Raw genomic sequence first — 23,340 nt, 5'->3', positions numbered from 1 at the left:
ACCGGGTACTTCGTCCCCACCTGAAACCTTGGCAGTTTCGACCCCGGTCTGTCCGGGGTCTTTTTTTGACTTACGCCAGCCGGGCGACGAGTCGCAAAACGCAAAACCCTTGGCAAATCGGTAACCAAAGCCGCTTACAATTCGAGACAGTTTGTATCGAGTATCGGCTTTCCCATGATGTTTTCCCGCGCCGAAAAAACCCCGCTCGCAGAATGGTGGTGGTCGATCGACAAGGAATTGCTTGGCGCACTGATCATGCTTCTGACAGTGGGGGTCGTGCTTAGTTTCGGCGCCAGCCCGGCGGTGGCCGAGCGTATCGGGCTCGACGAGTGGCACTTCGTCATCCGTCACGCCCTGTTCGCTCTCCTCGCCGTGCCTGTCATGGTCGTCACGTCGCTGATGAGCCAGCGTCAGGCGCGCTTTGCTGCGCTGGGTGTGCTGATCGTGATGGTGCTCATGCTTTGGGCGACCCTGCGGTTTGGTACCGAGGTGAAGGGCGCGCGGCGCTGGCTGTCGCTGGCCGGACAGTCGTTGCAGCCGTCCGAATTCGTCAAGCCAGCTTTTGCGGTAATCGGAGCCTGGCTCTTTTCCGAATACATGATCCATCGCAACGTGCCCGGACGGCTGATCGCCACGGCAATCATGGCGGCCATTGTCGGCGCCTTGCTGCTTCAACCCGATATCGGGCAGACGGCACTGGTGCTGGCGACCTGGGCGGTGCTGCTGTTCTTTTCGGGTATTTCCTGGTGGATCATCATTGGGCTCGCCGGTGCCGGTGGCGCCCTGCTGGTGGGCGCCTATGTCTTCTTCCCGCACTTTGCGCGTCGTATCGATACCTTCCTCAACCCCGATGGCGGCGGCAATACCTATCAGATCGATCGGGCGTTGCAGTCTTTGATGGAGGGTGGCTGGTTTGGTCGCGGACCGGGTGAATCCCTGGCCAAGAAGCTGATCCCTGACGCGCATGCCGACTATGTATTCAGCGCGGCGGCCGGAGAATTCGGTATTCTGTTCTGCATGGGCCTTGTCGGACTGATCGGCTTCATCGTCGTCCGGGCCATGGTCGCCGCACAACGCCAGACCAGCCTCTTCGCGAGATTGGCTGCATCTACCATTGCGGTGCAGTTTGCGATGCAATCGGGCATCAACCTGGCGGTGAACCTCAACCTCATCCCGCCCAAGGGCATGACGCTGCCCTTCGTTTCCTACGGCGGTACCTCCATGCTGGCCGTGGCTTTCGGCATGGGCCTGATGCTGGCGCTGACCCGAACCAAGCCTGAAGAGCGCATGGCAACCGGGCTTCCCTCATACCGCAGTGCCGTGGTAGCGCCCGCAGAATGAAAACATTTGTCCTTATGGCCGGCGGTACAGGCGGTCACCTCTTCCCGGCCATGGCGCTGGCCCAGGAACTGCTGCGGCGCGGCCATGCGGTCGAGCTTATGACCGATCATCGCGTCGAGAGCTATGGCGCTGACTTCCCCGCCCGGCAGGTCCATATCATTCCGTCGGCAACGCCCTCGGGCAAGAACCCTCTCCGGCTTGTTCCGGTCGGCCTGACCATACTTCGGGGCATGGCCACGGCGCATGCAAAGCTACGGGCCATACGGCCCGATGCCGTGATCGGCTTTGGCGGGTATCCGACGTTCCCGCCGTTCATCGCCGCCAATGTCCTGGGCATTCCAGGCATCCTGCATGAGCAGAATGCGGTGATGGGCCGTGCTAACCGGGCCCTGGCCCGCTTTGCCGACATGTTGGCCATGAGCTTTCCGGAGACAAAGTTCGCCGATCAGAAGGGCCTCGATAAGGTCCTGACCGGTAATCCGGTTCGGGACCGCGTGCAGGCTGTGATCGGCACACCTTATCCAACTTTGGATGGCCAGGGCGTTATCAGGCTCGTCGTGACCGGCGGCAGTCAGGGTGCACGCGTTCTCTCCGATCTGGTGCCCGAAGCCATAGCACTTCTGCCACAGGACGTGCGCAAGCGCTTGCAGATCGTGCAGCAGGCACGTCCCGAAGACGTGGACAAGGTGGCCGACAGCTATCGGCGCTCGCGTACCAGCGTGGAAATCGCCAGCTTTATTCCCGACCTGCCGGACCGTATCGCAGGGGCGCATCTGGTCATCTGTCGCGCGGGAGCATCGACGGTAACCGAGCTGGCCGTGCTTGGTCGTCCGGCCATCCTCATCCCGCTGCCCGGATCGCTCGATGCCGACCAGAAGCACAATGCGCTCTTTCTCGAACAGGGTGGGGGCGGCTGGGTGATGGAACAGGCCACGCTTTCACCGCAATCGCTTGCCACTCGCCTTCACGAGCTCTTGACCGACCCCGCGCAACTGCAAAGGGCCTCGGATGTCGCGCGCACCCTCGGGCAGCCCAAGGCGGTAGAAAAACTGGCAGACCTCGCCGAGACCTTGGCGGGCAAGCCGATGCAGATTGAAAAAGGACCCAAATCATGAAGATGCCGCGCAATATGGGGCCGGTCCATTTCATAGGTATCGGCGGTATCGGCATGAGCGGTATAGCCGAAATCCTGCACAATCAGGGGTATATCGTTCAGGGGTCGGATGCGGCCCTCAATCCAAATGTGCAGCGCCTGCGCGACATGGGGATCAAGGTTGAGATCGGCCAGAACGGGGAAAACCTGGGCAAGGCCGAGGTCGTGGTGGTCTCCTCGGCCATCAAGCGCGACAATCCTGAGCTGATGGCGGCGCGGGCAAAGGCTCTCCCGATTGTGCGGCGCGCCGAAATGCTGGCCGAAATCATGCGGTTCAAGACCGCTATCGCCATTGGCGGCACCCACGGCAAGACCACGACGACGACGCTGGTGGCGACATTGCTGGATGCCGGCAATCTCGATCCCACGGTGATCAATGGCGGCATCATCAATGCTTATGGCACCAATGCCCGGTTGGGCGGCGGTGAGTGGATGGTGGTTGAGGCCGACGAAAGCGACGGCACCTTCGTCAAGCTGCCTGCCGACGTCGCCGTCGTGACCAATATCGATGCCGAGCACCTTGATCATTACGGCGACTTCGAAGGGGTCAAGCGCGCCTTCCACCAGTTCGTGGAAAACGTACCGTTCTATGGTTTTGCCGTGATGTGTCTCGACCATCCTGTGGTGCAGGCCCTGGTCGGCGAAATCCGCGACCGTCGCGTGATCACCTATGGCCGCAATCCGCAGGCCGATGTCCGTCTGATCGATCTCGAAAACCGCGACGGGGTGCAGCATTTCTCGGTGGAGATACGCGACCGCATCCGGCAGACGCAGCTGCGCATCGATGGGCTCGAATTGCCCATGCCCGGTATCCATAATGCGCTGAACGCCGTGGCCGCCATCGCCGTGGCCGATCAATTGCATGTGCCGGCAGAAGCGATCCGGCGCGGGCTCAAGGGCTTTACCGGCGTCAAGCGCAGGTTCACCAAGACTGGTGAGGTTGGAGGGGTGACGGTAATCGATGATTACGGGCATCATCCGGTTGAGATCGCTGCCGTGCTCAAGGCGGCACGGCAGTCTGCTCGCCGTGAGGTGATCGCCGTGGTGCAGCCGCATCGCTATAGCCGCGTCAATGATCTCTTTGATGACTTCGCCGCGTGCTTCAACGACGCCGACACCGTGATCGTCGCGCCCATTTATGCAGCGGGCGAGCAGCCCATTGCCGGTGTAACGCATGAGGAACTGGTCAACCGGATCATGGCGCGCGGCCATCGCGATGCGCGCGTGATCGACCGTCCGGAAGCACTGGCGCCTCTGCTGGCCAGTCGTGTCGAAGACGGTGATTACGTGGTTTGCCTGGGCGCCGGCAATATTACCCAATGGGCGGCTGCATTGCCGGCAGAGCTCGGTGAGCTGATCGGGGCAGAGCCGAAATGAGCAAGCATGTTGCCGTCCTGATGGGCGGGCTTTCCAACGAACGTCCGGTTTCCCTCAGCACCGGAAAAGGCTGTGCGGAGGCCCTGCGGCGGGCGGGATATCGCGTGACGGAGATCGATGTCGGCTACGACGTCGCCGAACGATTGCGCGACATCGCCCCCGATGTCGCCTTCAATGCGCTGCACGGCCGCTACGGCGAGGATGGGACGATACAGGGCGTACTCGAGTTCCTTCGCATTCCCTATACCCATTCGGGCGTTCTGGCCTCGGCTCTCGCGCTCGACAAGCACCAGGCCAAGATCATGCTCAAGTCGGCCGGCATTCCGGTCACCGATCACCTGATCGTCAGTCGGTCCGAAGTCGGGCGCGGTCATGTCATGGCGCCACCCTATGTGGTGAAGCCGATTTCAGACGGGTCCAGCTTCGGTGTCATCATCGTCAAATCCGACCAGTCGCACCCGCCCCAGGAAATCCTGGGGGAAGACTGGACGGGCGGCGAGGAAGTGATGGTGGAACGCTATATTCCTGGGCGTGAACTCACTTGTGCCGTCATGGGCGACGTAGCCCTGCCGGTCACTGAAATCGTGACCGACCTGAGCTTTTATAATTATGAGGCCAAGTATGTGCAGGGCGGCTCCCGGCACATCCTTCCGGCGGAAGTTAAACCCAAAATTTACGACAAAGTGCAAAAACTTAGCTTGGCTGCGCATGCGGCGCTCGGCTGTCGCGGCGTCACGCGGACTGACTTCCGCTACAACGACGCCGCTGGTGAAGACGGTGAACTGGTCTGTCTGGAAATCAACACCCAGCCAGGCATGACGCCGACCTCACTGGCACCCGAGCAGGCCGCGTATGCAGGCCATAGCTTTGAAGATCTGGTCTCCTGGATGGTGGAGGACGCGAGTTGCAACAGGTAAAGAGCGAGGCCTTTCTCGCCGGCGCGCAGATGGTGCATCCGCGCGCATTGCCTGTTCCTGCCCGCTCTCCCCACAGGCGCATCGCCAATCGTGTCAACCGCGCCTTTGTCCTGCATGGCAGGCTGATCCGCCGGGCTCTTATGGCCATGGCCCTTACGGCTGCCGCTGTCGCCGTCTATCAGGTTCGCGAGCCGATCGGCGTCATGGCAGCCACGGTCGGAGACCTGGCCCAGGGCAATTTCGCGCAGGCCGGCCTCGCCATCGGAGAAATCTCGATCTCGGGCCAAACCCTAACCTCCGAGCAATCTATCTTCGATGCTCTGGGTATCGCGCCACATACGTCGACGCTCGGTTTCGATGTGGAAGAAGCGCGTCAGCGGATCGCAGATTTGCCGGCAGTGGCAAGCGTTACAGTGCGCAAGACCTATCCGGGCGACGTTACCGTCAACATTACCGAAAAAGAGGCGGTGGCACGCTGGCGTGTTGACGGAGTGACCTTCCTGATCGACGGCCGGGGCGAGCAGATCGGAGAGGATGGCGGCGCCTATGGCGAGCTGCCGCTCGTGATCGGTGATGGTGCTGCGGACGACGCGCTGGTGATGATCCGCGCGCTGGATATGGTTCCGCAGTTACAGGATGGGCTGGTGGCGCTTTCGCGCATTGCGGACCGCCGGTGGGACATGATCTACGATACCGGACTGCGGGTGCAATTGCCCGAGCAGGGTGTTGCCCAGGCGCTACAAAGGCTCGTGGCCTATCAGAACGATTACCAATTGCTCGACCGTGACGTCGCGATCATCGATTTGCGTATCGATACGGTTGTCGCTATCCGACCCAACATCACCGAAGATCCCGACAAATCATGATGACCGATGCGATGACCTCCCGGCTGCGCCCGGTGCAGCCCGGCAAGACCACCCTGGTGGCGGTGCTCGATATCGGGTCGACCAAAATCTGCTGCGTCATCGCCCGCTTGGTCCCGCGTGCCGAGGGGAAGTCCCTTCGCGGGCGCAGCCATCAGGCGGAGGTCATCGGCTTTGGCTATGGCCCCTCCGTCGGGGTCAAGAGCGGCGTGGTTGTGGACATTGAAAAGGCCGAGCATGCCATCCGCAATGTCGTCGGCATGGCGGAGCGGGCCGCAGGCCTGACGCTTGAAAGCGTCGTCGTCAACGTCACTGCCGGTCGGCTCGGCTCCGAGACATTTTCTGCGGCAGTGTCCCTGGACGGTCAGGAGGTGGAGCAGGCCGATATCGTGCGCGTGCTCAAGGCCGTCAATTCCCGCTCGGTGCGGCCGGAGCGGTCCATCATTCATGCGCTGCCCATCGGCTATGCGCTCGATGGACAGAAGGGTATTCGCGATCCCAAAGGCATGGTGGGCGAAAAGCTCAGCGTCGATGTGGCAGTGGTCAGTGCGGAAACGCTGGCCATGCGTAATCTCGAACTGGTGCTGCATCGCTGCCACCTGCAGATCGAGGCGTTGGTGGCCACGCCCTATGCGTCTGGTCTGGCTACGCTGGTGGACGACGAGGCGCAATTGGGCGTCGCGTGCATCGACTTTGGTGGCGCGACCACCACTGTATCGGTCTTCAATGACGGACACATGGTCTATTCCGATGCCATCGCCATTGGCGGTCATCATTTGACACTGGACATCGCGCGACAGCTCTCGGTCAGCGTTGCGGATGCCGAACGGCTCAAGACCCTGCATGGTTCGGTGTTGCCGGGGCAGGCCGATGAACGCGAGATGATCGCCATTCAGCCGGTGGGTGCCAGCCATGACGAGGCGCCGGGCCAAATCCCCCGGGCCGTCCTAACGCGCATCATGCGTCCGCGTATCGAGGAAATCCTCACCGCTGTCCGCGATCGGATGCAGGCCACAGGCATGATGGATATCTGCGGTCGTCGCTTCGTGCTGACGGGCGGTGCCAGTGAAATGACCGGCCTGCCCGAAGTGGCGCGCAGGACGCTGGCGCGCAATGTGCGAAACGGCCGGCCCATGGGGATTTCAGGCCTGCCCGAGATCGCTAAGGGTGCCGCCTTTGCGAGCGTAGCCGGCATGCTTGTTTATCCGCAAGTTTGCGCTCAGGAATATGTCGAGCCACGCGGCCGCGGCAAGCTGACTGGTACCGATGGCTATATTGCTCGCGTCGGCAGCTGGCTGCGCAACAGCTTCTGAGGCTGGCCCGCCGGGCTGGTCGTGCCTGAGAGCATCTTTGCCTTCAGAAGGCGCTACAATGCGTCGACGTCGCCTGGTATCGGCAGTGGTCCTGAGCACAGCTGCGGCGTTCGGCGCTTCAAGCTCGACTGCTCCATGAATCCGCAATGAGAATTGCCTTTGCTCTAGCCAAGCGTGGGCGGGCGGACATGGTTAATGCAAACTCAATTTGTGATCGCAACCTGTCGCATTTTGCGCAGGAGTTAACCGGAAGGGTGGTTTTGTTAGGGTGGAGTTAACGAATGGGCGGGTAAATCTTAACCAACCACGCCACTATGGGGCCACCTATGACCATCAATCTGACCATCCCGGATATTCAAGAACTCAAGCCCCGCATCACCGTGTTCGGTGCCGGCGGTGCAGGCGGCAATGCTGTTAACAACATGATCGAGTCCGGCCTGGATGGGGTGGATTTCGTTGTTGCGAACACCGATGCGCAGGCGCTGGCACTAAGCAAGGCGCAGCGGATCATTCAGCTGGGCGTTGGCGTTACCGAGGGGCTTGGTGCGGGTTCGCATCCGGAAGTGGGTCGCGCCGCTGCCGAAGAAAGCTGGGACGAGATCAATGATCACCTCTCCGGCTCGCACATGGTGTTCATCACCGCCGGCATGGGTGGCGGTACCGGTACCGGTGCAGCTCCAGTCATCGCGCGAGCAGCTCGCGAGCAGGGGATCCTGACGGTTGGCGTGGTCACCAAGCCGTTCAATTTCGAAGGCAATCGTCGCGCGCGACTGGCTGAAGACGGCATTGATGAGCTGCATCGCCATGTCGATACGCTGATCGTCATTCCGAACCAGAACCTTTTCCGCGTCGCCAACGAAAAGACAACGTTCGCCGACGCCTTTGCGATGGCCGACCAGGTGCTGTTCTCCGGCGTCGCCTGCATCACCGACCTCATGGTCAAGGAAGGTCTGATCAACCTCGATTTCGCCGACGTTCGTGCGGTCATGCGCGGCATGGGTAAGGCGATGATGGGTACCGGCGAGGCTTCGGGCGAGGATCGTGCCCGGCACGCCGCTGAGGCTGCGATTGCCAATCCGCTGCTCGACGATGTCTCCATGCACGGAGCTCGCGGCCTGCTGATTTCCATCACCGGTGGCCCCGACCTTACCCTTTACGAAGTGGATGAGGCTGCCAGCCGCATTCGCGAGGAAGTTGACGCCGACGCCAATATCATCCTGGGCGCGACTTACGATCCGAACCTCAATGGAACGATCCGGGTCTCTGTCGTTGCTACCGGCACTGATGCCACGATGGTGCAGGCGCTTGAGCCCGCCAAGCCGCATGCTTCGCGTACGCCGCTGTCAGTCAAGCGCCATGTGCCAGCTGAGCGTTCCGTCGTGCCGCCGGCTCCCGAGCCGGTCATGGAAGAGGTGGAGGATATCGGCTACCAGGTCGAGGCTGCCGTGGCCGAAGCCTTTGCCGCTCAGCCCGCACCATCCTATGCCCAGGAAGACGATGGGGTCGTGGTCGAGCCCTATATGCCTGCCGCAGAAGCCATTGCTGAACCGGAAGAGGCTCCGATGGTTCAGGAGCAGCCGATTCCCAGCGTCTACGTGCCCTCGCACGCTGCTCGTCCCGACGGACAGCGCCGCATGCCGCGCACCGAGGAGCTTCCTGCTGTTGCGCGCCGGACACAGCCCGTTCAGGAACGGCAGGAAGCCGAGCCCCGCAACGCCCGGGCGCTCTTCAAGCGTCTCGCATCCAATGTTGGCCTCAACCTGAGCCAGCCGCAGCCACAACAGCGTAGCGAGCCGCGCTCTCCAGTGGCTGACGATGCGGCTGCGCGTAGCGCCATCGAAGCCGGTGGCGCAAGGGCTTCGCGGGTTTCTCCGGCGGTTGAGGGGGCTCGCGGTGCGCTCGATTCGCAGGGGCGCGCTCCCGCAGCTCCGGCAGCCAAGGATCACCTCGAGATCCCGTCCTTCCTGCGCAAGCACGGCTGATACGGGCTCTACCATCTTGCAAATCCTCTCTCGGTGCGGCTTCCGCACCGAGTTTTTTTTGGCTAACAGTTTTTTGAGCGTGACGTTTTCTCGGAGTATTTCATCGGATGAACAGGCTATCGACACGCCAGCGCACGCTCGCCGGCGAGATCAGTTTTGCGGGCTACGGCGTGCATGGCGCGCAGCCCGTCACTCTGACGCTGGGGCCTGCAGCGGCCGATAGCGGCTATCTCATTCGTCGCGTCGTCGAAGAGGGCAGGCTTACTCAGGCCGTGCCGGTGCACCATACCCGTGTCAGCCGTACGACGCTGTGCACCACGCTCGACTTGGGCGATAGCATCAGCGTTGCAACCGTCGAACATGTCGTGTCGGCGCTTTCGGGCATGGGCATCGACAATGCCATGATTACGCTAGACGGCCCTGAATGCCCGATCATGGATGGCTCTGCTTATCCATTCGCCGAGGCCATCCTTTCGCTTGGCATCGAAATCCAGCCGGCCCAGCGCAAGTTTCTCAAGGTGCTCCGCGCCGTCACCGTGCGCAATAACGACGCGTTTGCGGCTCTCGAGCCCTATAACGGCCGTGCACTCGACCTCGAGATCGACTTCGATTCCAAGGTCATCGGTCGCCAGCGCATGATTTTCGACTGGACGCCGCGTCGCTATTTCGAGGACGTCGCCCGCGCGCGCACATTCGGATTTGTACGGGACGCCAAGATCCTGCGTCAGGCAGGCTACGCCCTCGGATCCAGCCTCGACAATTCGATCACGGTGCACGAGGACAAGATTCTCAATCCTGGCGGTTTGCGTTTCGAGGATGAGTTCGTACGGCACAAATTGCTGGACGCCATCGGGGACCTGTCGCTGGGTGGATTGCCGATCTGGGGTCGCTTCCGCTCCTACAAGGGCGGCCATGCCCTTAACGCTCATGTGCTGGCCGGACTCTTTTCGAGTGAAGCCAATTATGAGATAGTGGGCGCTGAAGATCTGCCGCTGGAATTCGAAGCTTTCGATGACCAGCCGGATGGTCTGGAGGTTCATCATTATCTGCGATCCGTGCGCTGAACCGGTCCATACCGGAAGCGTCGCGCCACAGTTTTGATCCATTTGCCAACTACGCCGCAGCAAACATGCGGAATATCCAGGAACGGGGCAGTTCGTGAAACTTGTCGACTTGAGCCAGTTTTCCAGCCGGGCCGCCCGGGTTCTCAGCATTGGCCTGATGGCCGCGGTGCTTGCGGGCTGCAGCATTTTCGGGCCGCCCAAGGTCAAGGAAGAGCCTATCGTTCCGGCCGCCTCGCTTTATCAGGGTGCGTTGGACGACCTGGATCGTCAGTATTTCCAGACTGCCATCAAGAAGCTTGAGCAGCTCGAGCGTCAGCATCCGCGTGATCCGCTGACCGAGCAGGGCAAGCTGATGCTGGTCTATGCAAATTACCGCAGCGGCAAGCTGGAAGAGGCTATCCTTGCGGCCGACCGCTACCTGGCGCTCTATCCAAACGGCAAGGACGTGCCCTATGTGCTTTGGCTCAAGGGAACGTCGTACTTTGCCCAGATCAAGGACATCACGCGCGATCAGCAGCTTTCGCGTGATGCCATCGACACCTATCAGCTGTTGATCAACAATTATCCGCAGTCCGAGCATGCCAAGGACGCGCGAGAAAAGCTGCTGGTGGCGTCGGACCAGTTGGCGGGCAAGGAAATGTCCGTGGGTCGCTACTATCTTGGTAACGGACAGTATGCCGCAGCCATCAACCGCTTCCGAGAAGTGGTCGAGCGGTGGCAGACTTCGACCCATATCGAAGAAGCCCTCTATCGCCTGACGGAAAGCTATCTGCTGCTGGGCCTCACCAACGAGGCCATGTCGGCCGCCGCCGTGCTGGGTCACAATTATCCATCCAGCGATTGGTATAAGCGCGCCTTCGAACTTCTCGGCAAGCAGGGCCTCGCCCCGCAGCTCAATTCCGGCAGCTGGCTGGCGGCCGTCCGTCGCTGATGACTTAATGACGATGTGAATGAGGGGGCTCCGTGAGGGGCCCCTTTTCCATTGTCCGACACAGCACAATTGCGCAAGTCTGTTGCCAATTTGTTCTGATTTGCTATTGTCGGCACGTCCGTCTTGTCTGTGGACGTTACGCCGATCCATCCGCCTCGAAAGCCGGCTGGCTGATATACCGCATTGGTCCAATTCGGAAACTCGCGCATGCTCAACGCGCTCTCGGTTCGCAATATCGTCCTCATCGACCAGCTTGATCTGGCACTTGGCGCGGGCATGACGGTGCTGACAGGCGAAACCGGCGCCGGCAAATCCATTCTGCTTGATGCCCTAGCCCTGGCCCTCGGGGGACGGGGGGATGCTTCGCTCGTGCGCCAGGGACAGGACAGCGGCCAGGTCGTCGCGGTTCTGGAACTGGCGGCCGACCATCCGGCTCGTGCGCTGCTGCGGGACAATGCCGTACCCGACGATGAAGACGTCATCTTGCGCCGCGTGCAGTTTGCCGACGGGCGGACACGCGCCTTCATTAACGACCAGCCCGTTTCCGCTGCGCTGATGCAGAAGGTTGGTAGCCAGATCGTGGAAATTCACGGCCAGCACGATGACCGGGCGCTGGTGGACATGGCAACGCACCGGGCCGCCCTGGATGCCTTCGGCGAGTTGGGCACGGACGTCGCCGCCGTGCGCGAAAGCTGGGCCGTCCTGGCGGAAGTGCAGCAGGCGGTCGAGGAGCAGCGAGCCATGGTGGCCGAGGCCGTCGCTGCCGAAGATTACGCGCGCCACACTGTCGAAGAGCTTGAAAAACTCAGACCGGTTGCGGGTGAGGAAGAGGAATTGGCCGAGCGTCGCCAGCAATTGCAGCAAGCCGAGAAGGCCTCCGCGGACGTTGTGGAAATCGATGAGATCCTCAACGGCCCGAATGCGCCGGCCCCGGCCCTGGCGTCGCTGATGCGGCGACTGTTGCGGAAAGTCGACGGCGGGGCAGAATTGTTCCAGCCCATCGTCGATGCTCTCGATGCCTCACTGCAGGTGCTGGATCGCACGACCGACGCGCTTGAGGATCTCAAGCGGGAAATGGCTTTCGACCCGGCCGAGCTTGAGGCTGTCGAAGAACGTCTGTTTGCGCTGCGCGCTGCCGCGCGCAAGCATCAGACCTCCTGCGACGGATTGGTCGAGGTGCTGGAAAAATATCAGGCTGACCTAGATACCTTGCAGAGCGGGGAAGGGCGGCTCAAGGCCCTTGAGGGGCAGGAGGCTGCGGCGAGAGCGCGCTATCGGGAAGCGGCAGATATCCTCAGCAGCGGTCGGCAAAGGGCCGCCAATGCATTGAGCCAGGCGGTCGAGGCTGAATTGCCCGATCTCAAGCTCGGCGCGGCGCGCTTTATCGTGGACCATCAGATTGAGAGGGATCGTGTTGCCGCCAGCGGTTTCGACCAAATCGCCTTCCACGTGCAGACCAATCCCGGCACGGCAGCGGGGCCTCTGCTCAAGGTGGCGTCAGGTGGTGAATTGAGCCGGTTCCTGCTGGCGCTTAAGGTCGTGCTTGCCGATCGCGGGTCGGCTCCCGTTCTGATTTTCGACGAAATCGACACTGGCGTGGGTGGCGCAGTGGCCGATGCCATCGGGCGTCGGCTGGCTCGACTGTCGAGGGGCGTACAGGTGCTGACCGTTACCCATGCGCCCCAGGTCGCCGCGCGAGCCGACCGGCATCTTCTCATCGAAAAGCAGATGGTCGAGGAGGGCGCATTCATGCGCACCCATGTGCGACCTCTGGACAAGCCGGCGCGGCAGGAAGAGGTTGCGCGCATGCTGGCCGGCGCCGAAATCACCAACGAGGCGCGCGCTGCTGCCAAGAAGTTGCTCGGCGCCGTGGGATAACGCTTCTACCGTCCCTCCGGGTGTGGAACCTATCGGCTCCGATATTGCGATCAAGGGCTGGAAGACGAATAACGTGTTCAGGTCTATATCTGTCCCGAAGGTGAAACCCCATGCCGACTTTTAGGCTATTGGGCGATTTCACCCTGTCCTGCCAAAGGGTGGGAAGAGCGTAGCGAGTGTCTTCATGTCTGATTTGCCCCTAAAAGATGTCACCGAACTGACCGAGGACGAAGCCCGGTTGGAGCTCGAAAGGCTAGCATCGGCTATAGCGGCCGCGGACATTGCCTATCATCAGAACGATGCGCCCGAGATCACCGATGCCGATTATGATGCGCTGACACGGCGCAATGCGGCGATCGAGGAAGCCTTTCCGGAACTGGTGGGGAAGGACAGCCCAACAGGCAAAGTTGGCGCCGCGCCTGCAGAGGGATTTGCCAAGGTGCGGCATGGTGTGCCCATGCTGAGCCTGGCGAAAGCCTATACAGATCAGGATGTCGTCGATTTCATCGAACGCGGACAGCGGTTCTTCCAGCGTGACGAGGGGTTGGACCTGGCCTTTACGGCCGAGCCCAAGATTGATGGACTTTCGGCTTCCCTGCGCTATGTGAATGGGGTGTTTGTTCAAGGCGCCACGCGCGGCGACGGCAGCGTTGGGGAAGATATCACCGCCAATCTCCGAACGATCAAGGATATTCCCGAGAAGCTCGGCGGTTCAGGTTGGCCGGGAGAAATCGAAATTCGCGGTGAGGTGTATATGACCTATGCCGAGTTTCAGGCACTCAAGGAGCGCTCGGCTGCGGCTGGCGGACAAGACTATGTCAATCCGCGCAACACGGCAGCTGGCTCTTTGCGGCAGAAAGACCCGTCGATCACCGCAAGCCGCAACCTCAGATTCTTCGCCTATGCGTGGGGTCTGGCGAGCGAGGAGCCGGCGCAGAGCCAATATGAAGCCGTGCAGAAGTTTGCCGAATGGGGCTTTGCCGTCAGTCCGCTCATGGTTCGTGCCAGGTCGGCCGATGAACTCATCGCGCATTACCGGGCAATCGAAGCGCAGAGGTCATCTTTGGGCTACGATATCGACGGAGTGGTCTACAAGGTCGACCAGATCGAGCTTCAGAAGCGCTGGGGCTATGTGACCGGTGAACCGCGCTGGGCCATAGCCCACAAGTTCCCGGCCGAACGGGCGACCACCACGGTGCGCGGCATCGATATCCAGGTTGGCCGCACTGGCACACTGGCGCCCGTGGCACGGCTCGATCCGGTCAGCGTCGGCGGGGTGACCGTGGTCAATGTCACGCTCCATAACGAAGACTACATCGCGGGAAAGGACAGCACCGGACTGCCTATTCGCGAGGGCAAGGATATTCGTATCGGCGACAGCGTCGTCATCCAGCGTGCTGGGGATGTTATCCCGCAGATCGTCGATGTGCTGCTCGACAAGCGTCCGGCCGATGCTGCGCCGTATCAGATGCCCCATACCTGCCCGGTCTGCGGCTCTCCGGCAACGCGCGAAATCAACGAAAAGACCGGAAAGGAAGATTCGCGCCGCCGATGCACGGGCGAGCTGTTCTGTGCCGCTCAGGCGGTCGAAAACCTCAAGCATTTCGTATCGCGAGGGGCGCTCGATATCGAGGGTTTGGGCGCAGAGAACATCGAGCTGTTCCATTCCAAAGGCCTGGTGCGAAACGCTGCCGACATTTTCACGCTGAAGGATCGTCGTCTAGACGTTCAGAACGCCTTGGCAGAAAGGCGCGAAGAGCAGGCCCGAGCGCGCGAAGCGGCGACCGGCAAGACGCGGAAGAACGTGCGCAGCGTCGATGAGCGCAATTACGAGGGGCTGGACAAGCTCTTCGCCGCTATCGACGCTCGGCGTGAACCGGAACTCGATCGGTTCATTTTCGCGCTGGGCATTCGGCATATCGGCGAAACCACTGCGTCCGCTCTGGCTCGCACATTCGGCACAGTGGAGGACCTCTTGCGGACCGGCAAGGAGATCGCAGCTGCCGACGACCCTGTGGCGGCCTTCCCCTCCACGGATGGGATAGGAAGCACAGTGATCGAGGCGCTGGTGGATTTCTTTGGAAATGAGCGTAATGACGATGTGCTCGATGCGCTGCTGATGCAGGTTCGCCCGAAGCCCTATGTGATCACCATCTCGGCCGATAGTCAGGTCGCCGGAAAGACCGTCGTGTTTACCGGCACGCTCGAGAAAATGTCACGATCCGAGGCCAAGGCTATGGCCGAACGGCTCGGCGCGAAGGTTGCGGGCTCGGTTTCGGCCAAGACCGATATTCTCGTGGCCGGTCCGGGTGCAGGCTCCAAACTCAAGACCGCTCAGGAGCTGGGTATCGAAGTGATCACCGAGGACGAATGGTTCGAGCGCGTCGGCCGCTAGAACACGCGGGGAGAGGGCGATGAAACGATTTTTCGCTGCGATATTAGGCGTGGTATTGGCTGTATCGGGTGCGGCACGGCGAGTGAAGCTGGAGATCGGCTGCCGGATTTGCTCTATTCCGGCCAGGCTGTGGCAGAGCGCGGCTACTATGAGGATCGCTGCGCCGAGCTTCATGCAGATGCCTGCTTCGGTCTCGGCCTGATCGATCTCATCGATGGCTACCAGACACTGGCCCGCTCGCTTTACCGTCATGGTGCGACTGCCCCTCAAAGCTCGGCGGCGGCGATGTTCCTCGGTCTCGAGAGCGACCTGACACCTCGCACCTCCGGCAATGCCGATCCGGAACCGCTCACTTATGACGGGTTACGGACGATCCTGGCCACCTTCGTGGCTGATCTCGATCGTGCCGGCGAGGGCTTCGAACTTGCTGCGGCAGCGGATGATTATGTCGTTCTCATCGATCCCCTGCGGGTGCGTGTCGATCTGGATGGGGATGGCGAAGCAGACGAATCCGAGACGCTGGCTTTGCTGCTGCGCGACCTGCAGGATTTCGATGCTCTCGCCCCAAGGGACAAAACGAAGGGCAAGACCGCGACGCTCGACCTCAGCATAGGCTTCGACAGGGCGGACGCGATCTGGTTGGCAGGCTATTCGCAGGTGGCCGCGATCCCGTTCGACTTTATGTTGTCGCACGATTTCAGCCAGTTCTACGACGCGGTCCTGCATCGAGTTTTTCCCAAGGCTGGCTTGCCAATGCAGGATTTCGCGAGCAGCAGCGGTTCTCTTTTTCTGGACCGTGAAAGTGATGCCTTGCTGGCAGACATGATCGCAGCCATTCATGAGGCCAGTTTTCCGGTAGTCGATGCACGGCGTCTCGCCGGTGTCCTCGAACGCATGAGGATGGTGACCGCCCTGTCGCGGCAAAATTGGGACGCCATCCTTGCGGAAACCGATGACAATCGTGAACTCGTGCCCTCTCCCAAACAGACCTCGATCTTTCCCCAAGTCGAAGTAACGCAGGAAGTGGTCGACGCGTGGATGAGTACGCTCGACACTGTCGATCTGCTGCTCGCAGGCGACTTGCTGGTGCCGCATTGGCGCTTCGAGCAGGGCATCAGCCTCAAAGCTTATTTTGAGACGGCGATGGAGACGGACATCGTGCTTCTTCTCACCGGGCAAGGTGCCTTGCCGTTCCTTCGGGACGGACCCGCGGCAGACGAGAGCAGCTTTGAAGCCGGCAATTCTGTCTTCGGCGAAAACTGGCCTAATTTTATCGTTTGGTTCAACTGAACAATGGAGGCGCGATTGCGTCTGATAGCACTGGCGGCCGGATGTGTCCTCGCCATGTCGAGCCTGGCATGGGCACAAGGCTACGATTCTCCCGAGGCTTTGCTCGAGGCATTCTACGAGCCTTATTTCACAGACGATTTTGTCGACGACGAAAGTCTGTTCCGCTCGGCGCGGCTAAACGCGCTCTACGAGGCTGATGCGGAAAGCACGCCGGAGGGGGAAATGGGTGCCCTCAGCTTCGATCCCTATATCGATGGTCAGGATTACCAGCTGTCGAACCTCGAGATTGGAGAAGCAGAGGTCGATGGCGATAGCGCCGTGGTTGACGTCAGCTTCGAAAACTTCGATCGACCCACCTTCCTCACCTATGAGCTGGTGCTGGAGGACGATGGCTGGAAAATCGACGACGTGGTTTCCGAAGAGGGAGAATATCCCTATCGGCTGAGCGACATCTTCGCCTCCACGCTCGGCGAGTAAAATTGAGAGGGGCGCATGGCGCCCCTCGTCTGGTTACAGTTCGCGCATTTAGATGGCAGCAGTGGCGCGGGTCAGCCAGTCCTTGACCTTGCCATCGACCAGCGGCCCGATCTCGGCGAGGACGCGCGCGTGAAAGCCGTTGAGCCAATTTCGCTCGTCTTGCGATAGCAAGTCCATATCGATCAGCCTTGTGTCGATGGGCGCCAGTGTGATCGTCTCGAAATCGAGATAGCCTGGAAACTGCTCGGCATCCCGCACGACCACCAGGTTCTCAATGCGGATGCCGTATTCGCCCGCCTTGTAATACCCTGGTTCGTTGGAGAGCACATTTCCAACTTCGAGCGGGGTGGTATAGCGCGGTGCGATACCGACCGGGCCCTCATGGACGCCCAGAAAGGCGCCGACTCCGTGGCCGGTGCCGTGATTGTAGGTGATACCAGACTGCCAGAGAAACTGGCGGGCCAGAATGTCGATCTGCGCGCCGGTTGTGCCCTTTGGGAAACGCGCCATTGAAATGGCAATCATTCCCTTCAGGACGCGCGTATAGCGATCCTTCTGTTCGGCGCTGGCTGCGCCGGTAAAAAGCGTGCGCGTGATATCGGTGGTCCCGGACAGGTATTGTGCACCGCTGTCGACCAGCATCAGCTCGCCGGCGGCAAGCCGTCGATCGGTTCCAGTGGTCACGCGGTAATGGACTATGGCGCCGTTCGGGCCGGCACCGGAAATGGTGTCAAAGCTGGCGTCGATGCAGGTGGCCTCCTCTCGACGGAACGCCTCGAGCGCGGTGACGATACCGATCTCGGTCAATTCTCCCTTCGAAGCCTCTTCGTCGAACCAGGACAGGAACTTCGCCATGGCGATACCGTCCAGCCGGTGCGCTTCGCGCATGCCGGAGAGTTCGACGTCGTTCTTGCGGGATTTGGGGCCAAGAACGGGATCGCGCTTTTCGATTACGCGTGCGCCGCTGTCCTTGAGCCTTGCGGCAATGGCTGCCGGCGCTGATTGCGGGTCGACGATCACGGCTTTGCCGGCTTTGCCCAAGGCCGCCAAGGCCTGGTCCAGATCGGATGTCGCGGCGATGTCAGCGACGCCATCCAGCCCCTTGAGCAGCTCCGGCGTGATCTTGGCTGCATCGAGGTAGAGAATGGGCTGGCCGGTCACCGGCACAATGGCAAAACCCAGAACAAGAGGCGTATTGGGCACATCGCGCCCACGCATGTTGAACAGCCAGCAGATCGATTCCGGGAGCGTGAGCGCAACCGCATCAGCACCTTCGGCGACAAGGACATCGCGCATATAGGCGATCTTGTCCTGTGCGGTGCGACCGGACCGGTTGTGCCCCAGGAACTCGACGGGGCTCAAGGGGGGGGCAGGGCGATCCTGCCAGACAAGGTCGACGAGATTGGCATGTGGCACGACCTCTGCATGACCCGCAAGCTTGTCGGCGAGATCGCGGAGTTCGGCCGGCGTATGCAGCCAGGGGTCATAGGCTAGTCTGCCGCCGGCCCTCACATACCGATTTATCTCCGCGCTTATACCGCCCTGAACTTCGATGACATCGACCCGGGTGACATCCGTTTGGGCAGGCGCCTGAAGGGTATAGCGACTGTCAACGAACAGCGCCGCTTTCTCCGTGCCGACAATGGCCATGCCCGCCGAGCCGGTAAATCCAGTGACATAGGCCAGCCTGGCCTCGCTGGGCGGGACCGATTCGCCTCGATGCGCGTCAGCGCGCGGAATCAGGAAGGCGTCGATATCGGCCTCGACCATCGCCTTCCGCAGAGCGGCTAGACGCGGCGCGACCTGTGCCGGATCGGCCTTTTCCTCAAAGGACTGGAATTGGGCGGGCGGAAAAGGGGAGGCGGTCATGTCTATCCTTGGCGCCGGAGTGCGCTCCGGTCATGGTTGGTTTGTCGGATCGGCGATTTTGGCCGAGGCATCGGACACTATCTTACACATCGCGGACGGGAGAGAAAAATGAGTAAGGCACGCGAATTCGTCCAGTGTCATGCTGATCCGATCGTGGAGGTAGGAAGTGCTCTTCCTCACCCAGTTCACTGGCTACACTCAGCCCAGGAGAACAAGGTGAACGCCCGTTAACTGCGCCTTGCGCATTCGTCATGGCTGGCTTGTTCGCAAAGGGCTAACCGGGCCGGTGCGAACAGGCTAGATAGAACATGTCCAAGGGTAATAGACCCTCGACGCATGGAGTAGAAGATGACTGAGAGCAAGAATGGTTTCCGCACTGCACTGGGAGGTCTGATCGACGCCCGCGGTCGTGAAGCCTCCCGTCAGGTCAGCTACCGCATGCAGCATCAGCTGATTGGCGCGGTTACCAAGCGCCCCTAAGGCTGCTGCCTCTGCAACGCTGATCCAAGCCGATCCCCGAAGCCAGCTTCGGGGATTTTGCTTTTTGGGGGTAGGTTTGTTCTGACCGCAATCTTCATCGCGGGAAGGGCGCACTTTCCAGACATCAAGTGAACTGGCGCGTTAGTGCTTGCGCAGGACCAGTGTTGTCCAGTCTTTGCGCTTGAGATGCTCCACAAGGCTAAAGCCTGCAGCCTCATAGGCGGCAATTACCCCGTCTGCCTGAGTGTTCAGAATGCCTGAGAGGATTGCGATACCCGAACTGTCGGCAATCTGGCCCATGCCGGGTGCCAGGTCGGTCAAGGGCCCGGCCAGGATATTGGCAACGATGAGATCGTAGGGCGCCCCGTCGACAATTTCGGGATGGTCGAGGCCCGTGGCCTCAATGGAATGGATCTGCTCAGCTACATTGTTGTCGCGCGCATTTTCAATCGTCGTGGTGACCGCGATGGGATCGATGTCTGTCGCCAAAATCCTGGCCTCGACACGCTTGGCCAGAGCGATTGCCAGGACGCCCGTGCCGGTTCCGATATCGATCATGCGACGGGGCGTCCGCCTGCGCAGAATCATCTCAATGGCTTCGAGGCATCCGGTAGTTGTTTCGTGGTGGCCGGTGCCGAAGGCCTGGGCGGCCTCGATGCGCATCGGGGTCAAGCCTTCGGGAATAGCGTCTGTCGAATGGCTACCGTAGACGTAAAAGCCGCCTGCGATGACGGGCGCCAGGCCTTCAAGCGACTTGGCGACCCAATTGACTTCCGGATCGATCGCCTCGACTGAGAACGTGACGTCGCCTCCGAGAACCTGACGAGCAAGCGCAGAAAAGCCGTCCATGTCCGGCGGGCTATCGCAGGTGGCCTCGAAAACCCATTCGCCGGTTTCCTCGATCTCGTGCGCAGACGCGGTCAGCGCCAGGTCATCGCGCTCTGAAACGGCGTCGACCAGCGCATAGGCCTGGTCCTTGGAGAGGGACACGGAAAGCTGGTCTACGGACATCTGGCAACCTCGACTGGATGGCGCCTTCAATGCGGCAGGTGGGGGCGCCAGTCAATGGTGGCTAGAGCCTAACCGCTGTGCCCGAGACAGAGACCATCAGCATGGAGCCACCCTGTCCAACAACTTCATAATCGATGTCCACGCCAACGACGGCGTCCGCACCCATGCGGCGGGCTTCGTCAGAGAGTTCGCGAAAGGCTTCGCGACGCGCATCTCGTAGTGTCGATTCATAGGCACCCGCCCGTCCACCGACGATGTCGCGTACCCCAGCAAACAAGTCCTTGAAGATATTGGCGCCAACGATGACTTCTCCGGTCGCGATGCCGAGATAGTCCCGGATAGGGCGGCCTTCGAGAGTAGGCGTGGTGGAAATGATCATGGTCTCGCTCCTCTGTGAGTTGCCAAGACATGGTGTGCCGGCGCTACGCTACAAGACTTCCGAAGTCAGCCCTTGTTGATAAAGCTCTCCAGAACCTTCTTGGTGCCCGCCTTTTCGAAATCGATGGTGAGCTTGTTGCCCTCAATACTCATGACTTCGCCATAGCCGAACTTGAGATGGAAGACGCGGTCGCCCAAGGCATAGCCACTGGACTGGCCGCCCAGATCCACCGACCGGGCCACGAGTTCACCCTCGATGGTGAGAGGGCCGCCGCCCTTGCGCGTCGACTGGTTGGCGCGGGCTCGTTGCCAGCCGGGAGTGTCGTAGACGCTTTCGAAGGGATCGGCCTTGTTGAAGCGGCTGGTAGCGCCACCACCATAGCCATAGCCACCATAGGCCGAGCCGCGGTCGGTGACGGTGACGGCATCGGGCGGCAGCTCGTCGATAAAGCGGGAGGGCATGGCCGATTGCCACAGACCGTGAATGCGTCGGTTCTGCGCAGCGGAAATGCGCACACGTTTGCGGCCGCGGGTGATCCCGACATAGGCAAGGCGTCGCTCCTCCTCGAGACCGGCGCGGCCACTTTCATCCATGGTGCGCTGGCTGGGAAAGGTCCCTTCTTCCCAACCGGTCAGGAAGACGGTGTTGAACTCAAGCCCCTTGGCGGAATGCAGGGTCATGATCGTCACAGCGTCGCTGGCATCGGCATTGTCTCGATCCATCACCAGAGAGATGTGTTCGAGGAAACCGCCCAGGGTTTCGAAATCCTCCATGGAGCGACTGAGTTCCTTGAGGTTTTCCTTGCGACCTTGAGACTCAGCCGACTTGTCGGCCGTCAGCATGTCCATGTAGCCGCTCTCTTCCAGGATCTGCTCGACCAGCTGATAGGGGGGAAGGTTTTCTCCGCTATAGGCCCAGTTGTCGAATTGCGAGACAAGGCTGCGTAGGGTGGAGCGCTGCTTGGGCTTGAGCTCTTCTGTCTCGATCATCATCCGGGTGGCAGCAAGCAGAGGCACGTTCTGGTGCCGGGCCGCTTCCATCAACATCTTGACCGTGGAATCGCCTAGCCCGCGCTTTGGTACGTTGATGATGCGCTCGAAAGCGAGGTCATCGGCGGGCTGGGCCACAAGCCTCAGATAGGCCAGGGCGTCGCGGATTTCCTTGCGTTCATAAAAGCGCGGGCCGCCGACAACGCGATAATTGAGGCCAAGCGTGATGAAGCGTTCTTCGAGTTCGCGCATCTGGAAGGATGCACGCACGAGGATGGCCATGGAATTGAGCGTTTCGCCCGCACGCTGATATTGCTCGATCTCCTCGCCGATCGTGCGCGCCTCTTCTTCGGAATCGTAGACCTGCGTGAACGAAATCGGCTCGCCGGCCTCCGCCACATCCGTGAACAGGGTTTTGCCCAGGCGCCCTTCATTATGGGAAATCACGGTCGAGGCCGCCTTGAGGATATTGGCAGTGGACCGATAATTGCGCTCAAGCTTGATGACTTTGGCGCCAGGAAAGTCGCTCTCGAAGCGCAAGATATTGTCCACCTCGGCGCCGCGCCAGCCATAGATGGACTGGTCATCGTCCCCGACCACGCAGATATTGGCCTCAGGTGCGGGCTTGCCCTGCGCGAGCAGACGAAGCCAGAGATATTGGGCTGTGTTGCTGTCCTGATATTCGTCTACCAGCATGTATTTGAACTTGCGGTGATACTCGGCCAGAACATCGGGGTTTTCGCGGAAGAGCCGAATGCATTCGAGCAGCAGGTCGCCGAAGTCTGTGGCGTTCAGCGCCTTGAGACGTGCCTGATAGTCGTAATAGAGCTTGCCGCCCTTGCCGTTGGCGAAGTAGGCGCTGTCGGCCGATGGCACATCCTTGGGCAAAAGACCGCGGTTCTTCCAGGCATCGAGCATGCCGGCGAACTGGCGCGCCGGCCATCTTTTCTCATCGATATTCTCAGCGTCCAGCAATTGCTTGATCAGCCGGATCTGATCGTCGGTATCGAGGATCGTGAAGGTGGATTGCAAGTCCACAAGTTCGGCATGAGCGCGCAGGATGCGGGCTGAAATGGAGTGGAAGGTGCCCATCCAGGGCAGCCCATCGAGAAGTGGCACCTGTTCGTGGATGCGCTTTTTCATCTCGCTGGCGGCCTTGTTGGTAAAGGTCACCGCCAGGATCTGGCTGCCCCAGGCCAGCCGCTCATTGAGAATATGGGCAATGCGGGTCGTGAGAACACGAGTCTTGCCGGTGCCCGCACCGGCAAGCACCAGCAACGGCCCCTCAGTGGTCAGCACCGCATCGCGCTGCTCGTCATTGAGCCCAGCCAGATAGTCCGGGCGGTGGCCCTGGCGCAATTGACTGGTGATCGGCCCGCCGACAGGGCGGGGGAGGGGTGCAGTATCGGCCATGCGTGCTTTATCGTTTCGCTTCGCAAGGCCGACGGCACGGTGACGGCTGCGCCTTGACGAATCTCATTTTGTTCCGGGTGCCAATATAGGGACGCGGACACCTCCTGTACAGGCGCGCGGTCTTTCACGGCCCCGTCAGAGCGATGCCATAGTCGATTGAGCCGCGATGCGCGGAACGCAGCAAGCTTTATCGCATCGCAATGGTTCGGCGCTGCTCA

19 protein-coding genes are annotated in these 23,340 nt (G+C 60.8%); 15 read left to right on the top strand and 4 right to left on the bottom strand.

Annotated features, from left to right (window positions below):
- The first annotated feature begins 174 nt into the window (after positions 1-174).
- The 14 genes from VE26_RS09380 (at position 175) to VE26_RS09320 (ending at position 16,981) form a co-directional block, all read left to right on the top strand.
- Entirely contained in the window at positions 175-1,341 is a 1,167-nt protein-coding gene (locus VE26_RS09380; protein ID WP_342018400.1) for an FtsW/RodA/SpoVE family cell cycle protein, read from the top strand.
- Positions 1,338-2,456: an undecaprenyldiphospho-muramoylpentapeptide beta-N-acetylglucosaminyltransferase gene (murG, locus tag VE26_RS09375; RefSeq protein WP_046104687.1), complete on the top strand. Its 1,119-nt coding sequence runs from the start codon at positions 1,338-1,340 to the stop codon at positions 2,454-2,456. The genes VE26_RS09380 and murG overlap by 4 nt, the downstream gene beginning before the upstream one ends.
- Positions 2,453-3,871: a UDP-N-acetylmuramate--L-alanine ligase gene (gene murC / locus VE26_RS09370; RefSeq protein WP_046104686.1), complete on the top strand. Its 1,419-nt coding sequence runs from the start codon at positions 2,453-2,455 to the stop codon at positions 3,869-3,871. Before murG ends, murC begins: the two co-directional genes overlap by 4 nt.
- The gene (locus VE26_RS09365; protein ID WP_046104685.1) at positions 3,868-4,788 is read left to right on the top strand and encodes a D-alanine--D-alanine ligase; all 921 of its coding nucleotides are present in this window, start codon (positions 3,868-3,870) and stop codon (positions 4,786-4,788) included. The genes murC and VE26_RS09365 overlap by 4 nt, the downstream gene beginning before the upstream one ends.
- On the top strand, positions 4,776-5,654 hold the full coding sequence (locus tag VE26_RS17125) for a cell division protein FtsQ/DivIB (RefSeq protein ID WP_052715786.1): 879 nt from the start codon (positions 4,776-4,778) through the stop codon (positions 5,652-5,654). The genes VE26_RS09365 and VE26_RS17125 overlap by 13 nt, the downstream gene beginning before the upstream one ends.
- Positions 5,651-6,964 carry a cell division protein FtsA gene (ftsA, locus tag VE26_RS09355; protein WP_152658780.1) on the top strand — a complete coding sequence of 438 codons (1,314 nt, stop codon included), beginning with the start codon at positions 5,651-5,653 and terminating at the stop codon, positions 6,962-6,964. The genes VE26_RS17125 and ftsA overlap by 4 nt, the downstream gene beginning before the upstream one ends.
- Positions 6,965-7,290: 326 nt before the next feature.
- Positions 7,291-8,946 carry a cell division protein FtsZ gene (ftsZ, locus tag VE26_RS09350; protein ID WP_046104684.1) on the top strand — a complete coding sequence of 552 codons (1,656 nt, stop codon included), beginning with the start codon at positions 7,291-7,293 and terminating at the stop codon, positions 8,944-8,946.
- A 107-nt stretch (positions 8,947-9,053) separates the two neighbouring features.
- On the top strand, positions 9,054-10,010 hold the full coding sequence (lpxC, locus tag VE26_RS09345; RefSeq protein ID WP_052715785.1) for a UDP-3-O-acyl-N-acetylglucosamine deacetylase: 957 nt from the start codon (positions 9,054-9,056) through the stop codon (positions 10,008-10,010).
- 94 nt (positions 10,011-10,104) lie between these two features.
- The gene (locus VE26_RS09340; RefSeq protein WP_152658779.1) at positions 10,105-10,941 is read left to right on the top strand and encodes an outer membrane protein assembly factor BamD; all 837 of its coding nucleotides are present in this window, start codon (positions 10,105-10,107) and stop codon (positions 10,939-10,941) included.
- Between the two features lie 207 nt (positions 10,942-11,148).
- Positions 11,149-12,819: a DNA repair protein RecN gene (gene recN / locus VE26_RS09335; RefSeq protein WP_046104683.1), complete on the top strand. Its 1,671-nt coding sequence runs from the start codon at positions 11,149-11,151 to the stop codon at positions 12,817-12,819.
- A 184-nt stretch (positions 12,820-13,003) separates the two neighbouring features.
- Positions 13,004-15,214 carry an NAD-dependent DNA ligase LigA gene (gene ligA / locus VE26_RS09330; protein ID WP_046104682.1) on the top strand — a complete coding sequence of 737 codons (2,211 nt, stop codon included), beginning with the start codon at positions 13,004-13,006 and terminating at the stop codon, positions 15,212-15,214.
- A gap of 19 nt (positions 15,215-15,233) precedes the next feature.
- Positions 15,234-15,416, top strand: a complete 183-nt coding sequence (locus VE26_RS17770; protein WP_152658778.1) for a hypothetical protein — start codon at positions 15,234-15,236, stop codon at positions 15,414-15,416.
- Between the two features lie 185 nt (positions 15,417-15,601).
- Positions 15,602-16,504: a hypothetical protein gene (locus VE26_RS09325; protein ID WP_152658777.1), complete on the top strand. Its 903-nt coding sequence runs from the start codon at positions 15,602-15,604 to the stop codon at positions 16,502-16,504.
- Positions 16,505-16,519: 15 nt separating this feature from the next.
- Positions 16,520-16,981, top strand: a complete 462-nt coding sequence (locus VE26_RS09320) for a DUF3828 domain-containing protein (RefSeq protein ID WP_160297825.1) — start codon at positions 16,520-16,522, stop codon at positions 16,979-16,981.
- Positions 16,982-17,029: 48 nt separating this feature from the next.
- Here VE26_RS09320 and VE26_RS09315 read toward each other — a convergent pair whose 3' ends face one another.
- A complete protein-coding gene (locus tag VE26_RS09315; protein WP_046104679.1) occupies positions 17,030-18,850 on the bottom strand; it encodes an aminopeptidase P family protein in 1,821 nt (606 codons plus the stop codon).
- A 348-nt stretch (positions 18,851-19,198) separates the two neighbouring features.
- Here VE26_RS09315 and VE26_RS18705 point away from each other — a divergent pair, with 348 nt between their 5' ends.
- Positions 19,199-19,330, top strand: a complete 132-nt coding sequence (locus VE26_RS18705; protein WP_280136880.1) for a hypothetical protein — start codon at positions 19,199-19,201, stop codon at positions 19,328-19,330.
- Positions 19,331-19,471: 141 nt separating this feature from the next.
- Here VE26_RS18705 and VE26_RS09310 read toward each other — a convergent pair whose 3' ends face one another.
- From VE26_RS09310 to VE26_RS09300, 3 genes are all read right to left on the bottom strand, one after another.
- A complete protein-coding gene (locus tag VE26_RS09310; protein ID WP_046104678.1) occupies positions 19,472-20,341 on the bottom strand; it encodes a 50S ribosomal protein L11 methyltransferase in 870 nt (289 codons plus the stop codon).
- A gap of 61 nt (positions 20,342-20,402) precedes the next feature.
- Positions 20,403-20,720 (bottom strand): heavy metal-binding domain-containing protein, encoded by a 318-nt coding sequence (locus tag VE26_RS09305; RefSeq protein WP_046104677.1) that lies wholly within the window; start codon positions 20,718-20,720, stop codon positions 20,403-20,405.
- 65 nt (positions 20,721-20,785) lie between these two features.
- The gene (locus tag VE26_RS09300; protein WP_046104676.1) at positions 20,786-23,122 is read right to left on the bottom strand and encodes an ATP-dependent helicase; all 2,337 of its coding nucleotides are present in this window, start codon (positions 23,120-23,122) and stop codon (positions 20,786-20,788) included.
- Between the last annotated feature and the right edge of the window lie 218 nt (positions 23,123-23,340).

The sequence above is a fragment of the Devosia chinhatensis genome (assembly GCF_000969445.1).
GTDB lineage: Bacteria > Pseudomonadota > Alphaproteobacteria > Rhizobiales > Devosiaceae > Devosia > Devosia chinhatensis.
Note: the sequence above shows the minus strand (reverse complement) of the source record. Positions and strands in the feature narration are given on the sequence as shown.